Source organism: Edaphobacillus lindanitolerans, from assembly GCF_900156305.1.
Classification (GTDB): Bacteria; Bacillota; Bacilli; order Bacillales_A; family Planococcaceae; genus Bhargavaea; species Bhargavaea lindanitolerans.
In genome coordinates, this window is sequence record NZ_FTPL01000002.1 from 237,169 (window position 1) to 248,841 (window position 11,673).

The 11,673-nt window shown below is 58.5% G+C and carries 13 protein-coding genes; 3 read left to right on the forward strand and 10 right to left on the reverse strand.

Annotated elements, in window-relative coordinates:
• Nucleotides 1–14: 14 nt before the first annotated feature.
• Genes B0B07_RS07265 through B0B07_RS07275 form a run of 3 tightly spaced genes read right to left on the reverse strand, consistent with a single transcriptional unit; the run spans nt 15 to nt 2,100 of the window.
• On the reverse strand, nt 15–470 hold the full coding sequence (locus B0B07_RS07265; protein ID WP_076757736.1) for a Fur family transcriptional regulator: 456 nt from the start codon (nt 468–470) through the stop codon (nt 15–17).
• Complete coding sequence (locus B0B07_RS07270; RefSeq protein ID WP_076757737.1) at nt 467–1,333, reverse strand: metal ABC transporter permease; 867 nt, start codon at nt 1,331–1,333, stop codon at nt 467–469. The genes B0B07_RS07265 and B0B07_RS07270 overlap by 4 nt, the downstream gene beginning before the upstream one ends.
• A complete protein-coding gene (locus tag B0B07_RS07275) occupies nt 1,330–2,100 on the reverse strand; it encodes a metal ABC transporter ATP-binding protein (RefSeq protein ID WP_076757738.1) in 771 nt (256 codons plus the stop codon). The genes B0B07_RS07270 and B0B07_RS07275 overlap by 4 nt, the downstream gene beginning before the upstream one ends.
• Nucleotides 2,101–2,174: 74 nt before the next feature.
• Between B0B07_RS07275 and B0B07_RS07280 the strand changes: the two genes are divergently transcribed.
• The gene (locus B0B07_RS07280) at nt 2,175–2,441 is read left to right on the forward strand and encodes a hypothetical protein (protein WP_234982301.1); all 267 of its coding nucleotides are present in this window, start codon (nt 2,175–2,177) and stop codon (nt 2,439–2,441) included.
• Nucleotides 2,442–2,575: 134 nt separating this feature from the next.
• Here the strand turns inward: B0B07_RS07280 and B0B07_RS07285 are convergent, their stop codons facing one another.
• Together B0B07_RS07285 and B0B07_RS07290 are read right to left on the reverse strand one after the other, a co-directional pair.
• Nucleotides 2,576–3,463 carry a deoxyribonuclease IV gene (locus B0B07_RS07285; RefSeq protein ID WP_076757739.1) on the reverse strand — a complete coding sequence of 296 codons (888 nt, stop codon included), beginning with the start codon at nt 3,461–3,463 and terminating at the stop codon, nt 2,576–2,578.
• Between the two features lie 2 nt (nt 3,464–3,465).
• Nucleotides 3,466–4,770 (reverse strand): DEAD/DEAH box helicase, encoded by a 1,305-nt coding sequence (locus B0B07_RS07290; RefSeq protein WP_076757740.1) that lies wholly within the window; start codon nt 4,768–4,770, stop codon nt 3,466–3,468.
• 209 nt (nt 4,771–4,979) lie between these two features.
• On the opposite strand from B0B07_RS07290, the gene vrrA reads away from it, so the two are divergent.
• Nucleotides 4,980–5,456: a VrrA/YqfQ family protein gene (vrrA, locus tag B0B07_RS15320; protein WP_200805794.1), complete on the forward strand. Its 477-nt coding sequence runs from the start codon at nt 4,980–4,982 to the stop codon at nt 5,454–5,456.
• A 65-nt stretch (nt 5,457–5,521) separates the two neighbouring features.
• Nucleotides 5,522–6,499 carry a 4-hydroxy-3-methylbut-2-enyl diphosphate reductase gene (locus tag B0B07_RS07300; RefSeq protein ID WP_076757742.1) on the forward strand — a complete coding sequence of 326 codons (978 nt, stop codon included), beginning with the start codon at nt 5,522–5,524 and terminating at the stop codon, nt 6,497–6,499.
• A 132-nt stretch (nt 6,500–6,631) separates the two neighbouring features.
• Here the strand turns inward: B0B07_RS07300 and B0B07_RS07305 are convergent, their stop codons facing one another.
• From B0B07_RS07305 to rpoD, 5 genes are all read right to left on the reverse strand, one after another.
• Nucleotides 6,632–7,750: a Nif3-like dinuclear metal center hexameric protein gene (locus tag B0B07_RS07305; protein ID WP_076757743.1), complete on the reverse strand. Its 1,119-nt coding sequence runs from the start codon at nt 7,748–7,750 to the stop codon at nt 6,632–6,634.
• Nucleotides 7,728–8,444: a tRNA (adenine(22)-N(1))-methyltransferase gene (locus B0B07_RS07310; protein WP_076758387.1), complete on the reverse strand. Its 717-nt coding sequence runs from the start codon at nt 8,442–8,444 to the stop codon at nt 7,728–7,730. The genes B0B07_RS07305 and B0B07_RS07310 overlap by 23 nt, the downstream gene beginning before the upstream one ends.
• Before the next feature lie 108 nt (nt 8,445–8,552).
• Nucleotides 8,553–8,948: a cytochrome c550 gene (gene cccA / locus B0B07_RS07315; protein ID WP_076757744.1), complete on the reverse strand. Its 396-nt coding sequence runs from the start codon at nt 8,946–8,948 to the stop codon at nt 8,553–8,555.
• 136 nt (nt 8,949–9,084) lie between these two features.
• Complete coding sequence (locus B0B07_RS07320; protein ID WP_076757745.1) at nt 9,085–10,224, reverse strand: acyl-CoA dehydrogenase family protein; 1,140 nt, start codon at nt 10,222–10,224, stop codon at nt 9,085–9,087.
• A gap of 263 nt (nt 10,225–10,487) precedes the next feature.
• On the reverse strand, nt 10,488–11,666 hold the full coding sequence (rpoD, locus tag B0B07_RS07325; RefSeq protein ID WP_076757746.1) for an RNA polymerase sigma factor RpoD: 1,179 nt from the start codon (nt 11,664–11,666) through the stop codon (nt 10,488–10,490).
• Nucleotides 11,667–11,673: the final 7 nt, after the last annotated feature.

The window sequence follows — 11,673 nt, forward strand, 5'->3', positions numbered from 1 at the left end:
GCCCGTTCAGGGCCTCACGCTTTTTCTTGTGTGGATCCGGGAAGCTCGGCGTCTGCTCCCGTGCTGCAGGCCGGGCAACGGCCGTATACTTCGAACTTGTGGTCCTCGATCACCGAACCGGGCAGCAGGGCGGACACCTGGTCCATCGGACAGAGGTCGAGCTCTTCGGTCCTCCCGCATGCCATGCAGATGAAATGGTGGTGGTGGCCGTCCCGGTCACAGTGCATCCGGAACTTCCGCTCGCCCCCCAGCTCGGTTTCCTCGAGAATATCCAGGCCGGCAAACGAGGACAGATTCCGGTAGATCGTATCGAGGCTCATGGCCGGATGCTCGTAGGCAAGTGCCTCGCGCACATCCGACGCGGACAGATACCGTCCGTCCGAGGCGAAAAGCCGCAGGATGGACTCCCGGCTGGGCGTCCTCTTCAGGCCCTGTTCCCGCAGCCGACGGATCGCTTCTTCAAAGGTCATGCTGAATCCCCTCCCGTCTGTATGGCCCTGGCCCGGGGACGGAGCCGCTTGAAGCCCATGATGATGAGCAGGATCAGGACCGAGATGACGACGATCGTCCCGCCCGGTGCAATGTCCAGGTGGAAGGCCGAAAACAGGCCGCCGATCACCGACAGTTCTCCGAAGACGACCGACCAGATGAGCGCCTGCCTGAATCCTTTCGCCACCTGCATCGCGGCCGCCACGGGAAGCGTCATGAGCGAAGACACGAGCAGGATGCCGACGACCCGCATCGAGGAAGCGACGACGAGCGCCGTCACGATCATGAACCAGAAATTGATCCGTTTCATGGAAAGTCCCTGTGCCCGTGAATATTCGGGATCGAACGAAATCGTGAACAGCTCTTTATACGCCAGACCGATGAACGCCGCCGTCACGACGCCGACGAGGACGATGGTCACGAGGTCCCCCCGGCCGACCGCCGAAACGGAGCCGAACAGATAGCCCATCAGGTCGGAACTGAATCCCTGTGCGAGCGAGATGAAGATGGCACCGACGGCAATGCCACCGGACATGATGATCGGGATGGCCAGTTCTTCATAGCTTTTATACGTCTCGCGGAGCCGGCCGATCAGCAGCGAACCTGCCACTGAAGAGCCGATGCCGAGATAGATCGGGTTCAGCGACGCCAGTGACAGGAAGGACTGGCTCAGATAAAGGCTGCCCGCAATGCCGGCGAGCGTCACGTGGCTCAGCGCATCCGCGATGAGCGACAGGCGCCGGACAACGATGAACAGGCCGAGCATCGGCGCGATGATCCCGATCACGAGACCCGACGCGAAGGCGTTCTGGAGGAAACTGTACTCGAAAACTGCAGAGATCACTTTTCTCCCTCCCCCTTCGGGTGGCGGATCCGGCGGACCGGATGTCCGTACCAGTCATTCCGGATGCGCTCTTCCCGCCTGTTGTATTCTTCTTGCGGACCGTGGAAATGGATCGACCGGTTCACGCACGCTACATGCGTGACGAGTTCGGAAACGGTGTCCACGTCATGGGTGACGAGAAGGATGGCGATCGACTTTTCACGGTTCAGCCTGCCGAGCATATCATAGAACGATTCCATATGCTCCCGGTCAATGCCGACGGTCGGTTCGTCCAGGATGAGCAGTTCCGGTCCGCTGATGAGCGCACGCGCGATGAACACCCGCTGCTGCTGGCCGCCGGACAGCCGGCCGATGCTCCTGCCGGCATATTCTGCCATGCCGACGGCGTCCAGCGCCCGCATCACCTTTTCGTCCGCATCCTCGGGATATCGGCGGAACATGCCCGTCTTTTTGACGAGGCCGCTCTTGACCACTTCACTCACCGTTGCCGGAAACGCACTGTTGAAAGCATTTGACTTCTGTGACACATAGCCGATCCTCTCTTTGTTCCGGAACGTCCCGACAGGCTTACCGAACAACTGCACCTGTCCCGTCTGCGGGGCGATCAGTCCGAGGATCAGTTTGATCAGTGTTGATTTACCGGAGCCGTTCGGGCCGATGACCGCCCAGAACTCGCCCTTCCTCACCTGCAGGGAGACGTGTTCAAGTGCCGTTTCATCGCCGTACCGGTAAGAGACATCCTCCAGTTCAATCAATACATCCGGCATATCTATTCCTCTTTTCAATTCGGAATCATTACGATTTAACTTAAAGAGTATAGTATGAAGACCGCCGTTTGTAAATGGAAAACAACTTCAGGGAGGGAAATCCGATCAGTCTGCATGGAACCATCGCCGCGATGAAGCGGATGCAGGACCATGAGCTCCGAGAACTTGCCTCACAATACGGGATCAGCCTGTCTTCACGTGAAGTGAAACGGCTGCGTCCGCTCCTGGACGAAGTCTCGCCCGCCTGGATCCTGACCGGCGTGCCCGATGCATTCATCTGGAAAGTCAGGAATGTCATCGGCGACGAGCGGACACAGGAACTGATTGACAAATATCTTTGAGCGGCCGTGGCAGGAATCCCTGCGCCCCCGCACGTATCCCGGAGACTGGAGCCCTTTCTCCAGGCAAAAGGCCGGAACGCCGTGACTCGGTTTGAGTGCAGCGTTCCGGCCTTTTCGTCTTTAACTGTCGGAATTCAGACCATGAGGGATTCGATCGGCTCCCGGTTGAATGCCTTTTCCCTGAGCATGGCGATTTCACTTTTGTAGGGTGCCTTCCGGCTTGCCTTGTCCGGACCGACCCAAGGTGTCTCCAGGATCTTCGGGAGCGCCTTGAATTCAGGGAGATGGACGATCTCTGCAATCGCCTCGAAGCCGATCTCGCCAAATCCGATGTTTTCATGGCGGTCCTTGGCGGCCCCGCAAATGTTTTTGCTGTCGTTCACATGGACGACCGAAATCCGGTCAAGCCCGACGGTCTGCTCGAACTGCTTCAGCACGCCATCGAGGTTATGGACGATGTCGTAGCCCGCGTCATGGACGTGGCACGTATCAAAGCAGACCGACAGCCGGCTGTTATTCTCCACGCCGTCGATGATCCGCGCGATTTCCTCGAACGTCCGCCCGCACTCCGAGCCCTTCCCCGCCATCGTCTCCAATGCGATCCGCACCGGAATATCCGCCGAAAGCACTTCATTGAGGCCTTCGATGATCTTTTTGATGCCTTCTTCAGCGCCCGCACCGACGTGTGCACCGGGATGAAGGACGATCTGGTCCGCCCCGAGCGCCGCAGTCCGCTCGATTTCCTTCTGGAGGAACTCGACGCCGAGCGCAAATGTCTCGGGCTTCACCGTATTCGCGATGTTGATGATATACGGGGCGTGGACGACGATGTTCGACAGGCCGTTTTCCGCCATATGCTGACGGCCGGCTTCGATGTTCAGCTCCTCGATCGCCTTCCGCCTCGTGTTCTGGGGCGCACCCGTGTAAATCATGAACGTGGAGGCCCCGTAGGATGCCGCTTCCTCACTAGCCCCGAGAAGCATCTTCTTCCCGCTCATGGATACGTGTGATCCGATCAGCATGTTTATTTCCCCCTGCCCTGCCTGTCCCGGCGCTTTTCTTTCCGCCGGATTTCGGCAACTTGTTTTTCGATCTTCTTTTTATAGCCCGGCTTCACCTTGGCCGGCTTTTTCACGAGCCTGCGCGCCTTTTCATCGAGCGCCCGGTCGGTCTTCTGGCGGTTCGCACGGGAATGGCGCTCCTTCAGCTCGATCCATTCGCCGTTTTTCACGTCACGGTGGATGAACGGAACGCCCATCTTCTCGATTCTGACGAGTGCGTCGTCATCGGATGGTTCATACAGGGTGATGACGGTGCCTTCAAGCCCCGCCCGCGCCGTCCGTCCAGAGCGATGGACGAAGAATTCCAGATTCTCCGGAAGGTTGAAGTTGATCACATGGCTGACGCCCGGGATGTCGATGCCCCTGGAAGCCAGGTCCGTGGCCACGATGTACTGATAGTCCAGCGACCGGACACGGTTCATCATCTTCCGGCGTTCACGGGGGTTCAGGTCACCGTGGATCTGTCCCGCCTGGATGCCTCTTTCGGACAGCCAGGACGCAATTTCCTCGGCTTCTTTCCGCGTGTTCGTGAAGATGATGGCCAGGTACGGGTTGAGGGCTTCCATGACGGAAAGGAGCTTTTTCTTCCGGTCCATGCCGCGCACGGGGACGAGCGGGAATGTGATCCCTTCCGCAACCGGACGGCGTTCACCGATTTTGATGTGCTCCGGCGATTCCATATACTTTTTCAGGAACGGCTTCAGCTTCTCCGGTATCGTTGCGGAGAACACGTACATTTCCAGGTTCTTCGGCATTCCGCTGGCGATCCGGTCAATGTCTTCGACGTATCCCATGTCAAACGCGAGATCGGCCTCGTCGACGACCAGGATATTGGCGGTGTGGACGAGGAGCGCGCCTCCGTTCACGAGATCCCATAGACGCCCCGGCGTCCCGACGGCGATATGCGGCTGGGTTTTCAGCTTTTCGATCGACCGCTGCTTGTCCGTTCCTCCAATGAACAGGCCGGTCCGGATTTCGGTCCCGGATACGAGCCGCAGCAGCTCGGCATGGATCTGCTCCGCGAGCTCCCTTGTCGGTGCCGTGATGACCGATTGGACCCCGGCGGCCGAAGAATCGGTCCGCTCGATGATCGGGATGAGGAAGCTGTGTGTCTTCCCCGTCCCCGTATGGGCCTGTCCGATTGTGCTCTTGCCCTTCAGGACAAGCGGGATCACCGCCTCCTGGATCGGGGTCGGCTCCCTGAAACCGATGCTGCGGATGGCCTCCTGCAGGAACGGCTTCAAATTCATTTCACTAAAGTTAGGCATTCGTTTTCCTCCTCATGTCCTCCTATTTTATCAGCAATCGGCAAGAAGTTCATGCGGGAGAGGCAAATATTCTTGAGGCGGCGCCCGGGCGGGTGGCAAAGAGGCGCTTGCTGCATATGATGCAGTGGAGGAGAACAATTCAGAAAGGAGCCCGCGCCATGAGATATCAGTCATTTTATCCATTTTCGGCAAGAGGAAGTTCTCCCGGGATGCCGGGCGCTACTATTCCGCAGGCACGGCAGTTCCCTATGGGAGGGTTCGGCGGACCGGGAGGCGGAGGATTTGGCCCGCCGGGCGGAGGCGGGTTTGGCGGGCCTGGCGGAGGCGGATTCGGCGGGCCCGGCGGAGGCGGGTTCGGCAGGGGCAGAGGCTTTGGGGGAGGCAGGGGCTTCGGCGGCGGATTCGGCGGCGGAGCGCAGGGGCCGTCTCGGCTCGAATCGTTCATGGGCACGGCGGATAAGTTTTTGACCACCGCCCAGCAACTGTCCCCGCTGATCAACCAGATTTCCCCCATGATGCAGAACCTGCCTGCCCTGTGGCAGATCTACCGCGGCTTCTCCGGAGCGCCGGCAGCCGCTGCCGGCGCTGCCGCTTCAGGGGCCGGGGATACCGGAGTTGCCGCAGCTGCGGCAGCCCCGGCCGGAAATGGCCTGTCCGTCCCCCGGATCTTCCAGCCGCCTTCGTGAATCTTTGAAACCGCCGCCCGGCTCGGCTATAATGGAATGAGCGATTCCTTTAAGGAGTGGATTCCATGAAAGTCAATAAAATCACGCCGCGCGGATACTGTTACGGAGTTGTGGATGCCATGGTCATTGCCCGCAACGCCGCGATGGACAAATCGCTTCCCCGGCCGATATATATATTGGGCATGATCGTCCATAACAAGCACATCACGGATGCGTTCGAGGAAGACGGAATCATTACGCTGGACGGGCCGAACCGGAAGGAGATCCTCGAGAAGGTCAACAGCGGAACCGTGATTTTCACGGCTCACGGTGTTTCACCTGAAGTCCGGGATCTCGCACGCCGCAAGGGGCTCGTCTCCATTGATGCCACCTGCCCGGACGTCACATCCACACATGATCTGATCCGTGAAAAGACGGCCGAAGGTTATGAAGTGATCTATATCGGGAAGGACGGCCACCCGGAACCCGAAGGGGCGATCGGCGTCGCACCGGATAAGGTCCACCTGATCCAGACGATGGAAGATGCAGAAACCCTGGAAGTCCGTGCCGAAAAGCTCATCGTCACGAACCAGACGACGATGAGCCAGTGGGACGTCGCCCATATCATGGAGCGGCTGCAGGAACGATTCCCGCAGCTCGAAGTCCACAGGGAGATCTGCATGGCCACCCAGGTCCGCCAGGAAGCGGTGGCGAAACAGGCGGGCGAAACGGACCTGCTGATCGTCGTCGGGGACCCGAAGAGCAACAACTCCAACCGGCTGGCGCAGGTGTCGGCCGAAATCGCCGGCACCACTGCTTACCGGATCTCCGATATATCCGGCCTCAATCTCGAATGGCTGGAAGGCGTGGAGACGGTCGGCGTCACGGCCGGGGCTTCTACACCGACCCCGATCGTAAAGGAAGTCATCCAGTTCCTGGAACAGTTTGATCCGGAGGATCCGTCCACACACGATCATTCTTCCAAAGTGGCGATCGAAAAGATCCTGCCGAACATTAAAAACCCGAAACCCGTCAACCGGATTGAACCCTACACGGTATCCTGACGGAAACGCCCGGAAAGCCATTGCGCTTTCCGGGCGTTTTTCTGTTCGGGTATATTTGCGATCGGATGTGGACCTGATTCCCCGACGGGCACCGGGTCCGGCGGCTTCGTTTCCGGGATGCGGCCGGATGATTCAGATGAACCGGAACGGTTCCGTGATGATGCCCGATTCGATGAATGTGCAGGCCAGCCCCTTTTCTCCGGCAGCGCGTCCAAGCCGTTCCGCGACGCCGCCAACCATGATCCGTTCGATATGGTGGCCCGGATCGACGATCGACAGGCCGAGTGCCGCCGTGTCCTGTGCGGTATGGAAATCGATGTCGCCCGTTACGAGGACATCCGCCCCGCGATTTGCCGCATCCGCCGTATATTTCCCTCCCGAGCCTCCGAGGACCGCGACCGTCCGGATTTCCGGTTTCCCCCCGTCCACGACGCGGAGAACCGGAACACCGAGCCGCTCTTTCACATGTTCTGCGAACTCCTGGAGGGACATCGGGCGGCCGAGCTTGCCGATCCTGCCGATCCCGTATTCCTCGAGCCGCTGGTCAAGGACGAAGAAGTCATAGGCCGGTTCCTCGTATGGATGGGCTTCGATCATCGCCTGCTCGACTTTCGATCGGATGGAAGCCGTCAGCACCACTTCGATTTTCGTCTCTTCCACTGCTTCGGATTTCCCGATTTTTCCGATGTACGGGTCGGCGCCCTCTGCCGGCGTGAACCGACCGGTCCCTTCGATCTCGTACGTGCAGTTCACATAGTCCCCGATCGCGCCGGCGCCGGCCTTGCCGAGCGCTTCGCGGACTTTGTCCACGCTGTCATGCGGCGTGTAGACCGCCAGCTTGTACAGCGGCTCCACATACGTTTCCGTAAGGATGGCCGTCTCCCTGAGTCCGAGCCGCTCAGCCAGCATGTCATTGACCCCGCCCGGTGCGACGTCGAGGTTCGTGTGTGCTGCAAAAACCGAAATCCCGTTTCTGATGCACGCCTCGACAATCCTTCCCTGCGGCGTGTCTGTCCGGACCGACTTCATCGGCCTGAAAATGAGCGGGTGGTGGGCAATGATCAGTCCGGCACTGCTTTCTGCGGCTTCCTTGACGACTTCCTCGGTCACGTCAAGCGTCACGAGCACACGGTCGATCACGGCGTCGGGGCGGCCGATCTGCAGCCCGACGGGATCCCAGTCATAAGCGAATTTTTTGGGTGCCCACTCTTCCATCAGCCCGATGATGTCACTTACCTTCGTTTGTCCCATCTCCAAGCACCTCCGTCACCAGATGGATGGCCTGCCTGAGGCCCTCTTTCCGATCGCTGATTTCCTCGTCCCTTGACGATTGTTCCATTTGCCTGAGGATCGCCTGCCAGGATTTCCGCTCCCGCTCCCATTTTTCCCGGAAAGCTTCATTTTGACCGGTCATCAGGAACGGGCCGAACAGCAGCTCTTTTTCCCCGTAGACGGCTTCGCCCCGCTCAAGCACGAGCACCTCATAGATTTTGCCGTCTTCTTTCAGGATCTCTTCTGCAGCCAGCACCCAGCCGTTCGCCATCCCCCATTCCCGGATCGACCGTGCATTGATGTTCGGCTGGAGGATGAGCCGGCTGACGCCTTCAAGCCGTTCTTTCCCGTTCTCCAGGATGGAGGCGATGAGCGGTCCTCCCATGCCTGCAATGGATACGGTATCGATCCGGTCTTCCGGACGGATGGCCGCCAGGCCGTCGGCCAGCCTTGCCTGTACCTTCTCCCCGAGACCGGCTTCATGGATGGTCTGGACTGCGGATTCATAGGGTCCGGCTGCCACCTCTCCCGCGATCCCTTTGAGGATTTTGCCGGACAGTGCCAGATGGCACGGCAGATAGGCATGGTCGCTCCCAATGTCGGCCAGCGAGGCGCCCTCGTCCACATAGGCGGCCACCGCCGCCAGACGGCCGGATAATCGTTTTGCATTCAAGCGCAATCCAACCCCTTTCTCTTTGTTTAATTCCCGGCATGCCGGCCGTTTCCCTGCATGCCAAAGCCCTTATCCGGCATGCCGGATAAGGGCTCCATTCATTTCATATCAAGATTCTTGAAGAGAGAGGACCCAATCCGTCATGGCATCGAGATTCTCATCAGGCACGAGGCCGCCAGGCATGGCGCCTTTACCGTTCTTCAGAACATCCTTGATTGTGTCCTTGTCATCACTAATATCGTGAAGGTTCGGACCGACCGAGCCTTCGAAGTTTTGACCGTGGCACGATACGCATTTGCCTTCGGCGAATGCCTGAGGGTCGAAGTCGCCGGAGTCTGCTTCATCGCCGCCTTCTGCCGCGTTGCCGTCTCCGCCTTGTTCTGTCTCTTCGTGATCAGCTGCAATCTCTTCCTTTTTATCAAGCCCGTAAAGGGACATGAAGAAGATAAGGCCGATACCGAGGGCCATGATCAAGATATAAGGTACAATAGGATTTCTGTTCATCGACTAAAACCCCCTTTTCCATGAGATACCCTGTACAATACAGTGAACAATTCATATTGTACTTCATTATGAGGGAAACTGAAAGTATTAGCCGGTAAGTTTTGCGCGTTTGTGACAAAATGGACAAAGATCCGATTTACACCCCGATATGGCGCGCGATGACCATATGCTGCACTTCGGAAGTGCCTTCACCGATCTCCAGAAGTTTTGCATCCCTCATATACCGTTCCACTTCGTACTCTTTCATATAGCCGTATCCGCCGTGGAGCTGAATCGCCTCGTCGGCCACTTCCATGGAGATTTCGGATGCGTACAGCTTGCACATGGCGGCTTCTTTCGAAAATGGACGGCCCTGATCCTTCAGCCAGGCGGCTTTGTGCACCATCGTCCGCGCAAGCTCGATCTTCAGCGCCATGTCCGCAAGCTTGAACTGGTTCACCTGGAAATCAGAGATCGGCCTGCCGAACTGCTTGCGCTCCTTGGAGTAGCGGAGTGCCCGGTCATAGGCAGCCTGTGCAATCCCCACCGCCATCGCACCGATGCCGATCCGGCCCCCGTCAAGCGTCACGAGGAATTGGCGGAATCCGTTGCCGCGCTTGCCGAGGAGATTTTCCTGGGGCACCCGGACATTGTCCATGACCAATTCCGTCGTATTGGAGGCGTTCAGGCCCATCTTCTCGTAGTTGTCGATCACCTTGAATCCTTCTGCGTCGGTCGGCACGATGATCGCGCTGATCTCTTTCTTGCCGTCCTGCTCTCCCGTGATTGCGGTGAGTGCCAGATGCTTTGCGTAGCTGGCGTTTGTAATGAACACTTTGCCGCCGTTGATGACATACTCATCCCCGTCGGTCTTGGCCGTTGTCTGGGTTCCGCCTGCATCCGATCCGGCATTCGGCTCAGTGAGGCCGAATGCCCCGAACGATTCCCCCGTGCAGATCGGCGTCAGGTATTTCTCCTTCTGATCTTCCGTGCCAAACAGGCTGAGCGGCGCCCCGCCGAGTGAAATATGGGCAGAGTATGTGATGCCGGTCGATGCGCAGGCCCGGCTCAGCTCTTCGGTCACGATGGCAAAGCTGACCGTGTCGGCGCCCGCTCCCCCGTATTGCTCATCAAACGGCAGGCCCATCATCCCCATATCGGCCAGCTGCCGGAAAATTTCCCTCGGAAACTCCTTCGTGCGATCGCGCTCGATCGCTCCCGGTGCGACCACTTCATCCGCAAATTCGCGGATCGTCCGCCGGATCATCTCCTGCTCTTGTGTCAGGTCGAAATTCATGGTGAACAGCCCCCTTCGTGAATGCGCTTTCATCTATTATTATAACTGAACGAGCGCTCGCTCCACAACCAAAACCGCAATCTATTCTATATTGTCCGACCTTTCAAGATTGTTCATGACGGTCCGGCACGGCGGAAAGGACCTGCGGAAGCCCGCCCGCCGATAAAGTAAACTCGCCCGCTGCACGCGTGTGCGGACGGCAAAAAAACCGTTCCGGAAGGGTCCGGAACGGCTTCAGGGCATTTGCTGCCCAATTGTTATTATTATTCAAGGAAGTCTTTGAGCCGCTTCGAGCGGGAAGGATGGCGGAGCTTCCGCAGCGCCTTCGCCTCGATCTGCCGGATGCGTTCCCGGGTGACGCCGAAGACCTTGCCGACTTCTTCAAGGGTGCGGGTGCGGCCGTCGTCCAGTCCGAAGCGGAGACGCAGGACGTTCTCTTCACGGTCCGTCAGCGTGTCCAGCACATCCTCGAGCTGCTCCTTGAGCAGCTCATACGCCGCATGGTCAGACGGGGACTGTGCATCCGAGTCTTCGATGAAGTCCCCGAGGTGGGAATCGTCTTCTTCCCCGATCGGCGTCTCCAGGGAAACGGGTTCCTGGGCGATCTTGAGGATTTCACGGACCTTTTCTGCCGGAAGGTCCATTTCCTCGCCGATTTCCTCCGGCGACGGTTCCCTGCCGAGGTCCTGGAGAAGCTGCCGCTGGACCCGGATCAGTTTGTTGATCGTCTCCACCATGTGGACCGGGATCCGGATCGTACGGGCCTGATCCGCAATCGCGCGGGTGATGGCCTGACGAATCCACCAGGTCGCATACGTACTGAATTTAAAGCCTTTTTCATAGTCGAATTTCTCGACGGCCTTGATGAGGCCCATGTTCCCTTCCTGGATGAGGTCAAGGAACAGCATGCCGCGTCCGACGTAGCGCTTCGCGATCGATACGACCAGGCGGAGGTTGGCTTCAGCCAGTTTCTTCTTGGCCATGTCGCCGCGGTCGATCGCCAGTTCCATCTCAGGCGTTCTCTCTGCACCGTCTTCGATCTGTTTCTGGGCAGCCGCACCCGCCTCGATCCGCTTTGCGAGTTCGATCTCTTCTTTGGCGGACAAGAGGTCGACCCGTCCGATCTCCTTGAGATACATGCGGACCGGGTCATTGATCTTGACGCCGGGAGGCACGCTCAGGTCGTTCAGATCAAATTCCTCTTCCTCTTTGTCGTCTCCGCTCCCGCCGGCGTTCCGGTCAAGCTCGATGCCCTGCTCCTCGAGCTGGTCGAGGAATTCCTCGAAATGATCCGGCTCCATGTCGAATGCAGACAATTTCTCCGTTACGTAGTCAAATGAGAGCTCTCCCGACTTCTTGCCCTGCTCGAGCAGCTGTGCCTTCATTTCTTCAATCGTCATTTCATGTTCGTGGTCTTTCGGTTGCCCTGAAAGTTCCGCCATTTTACTC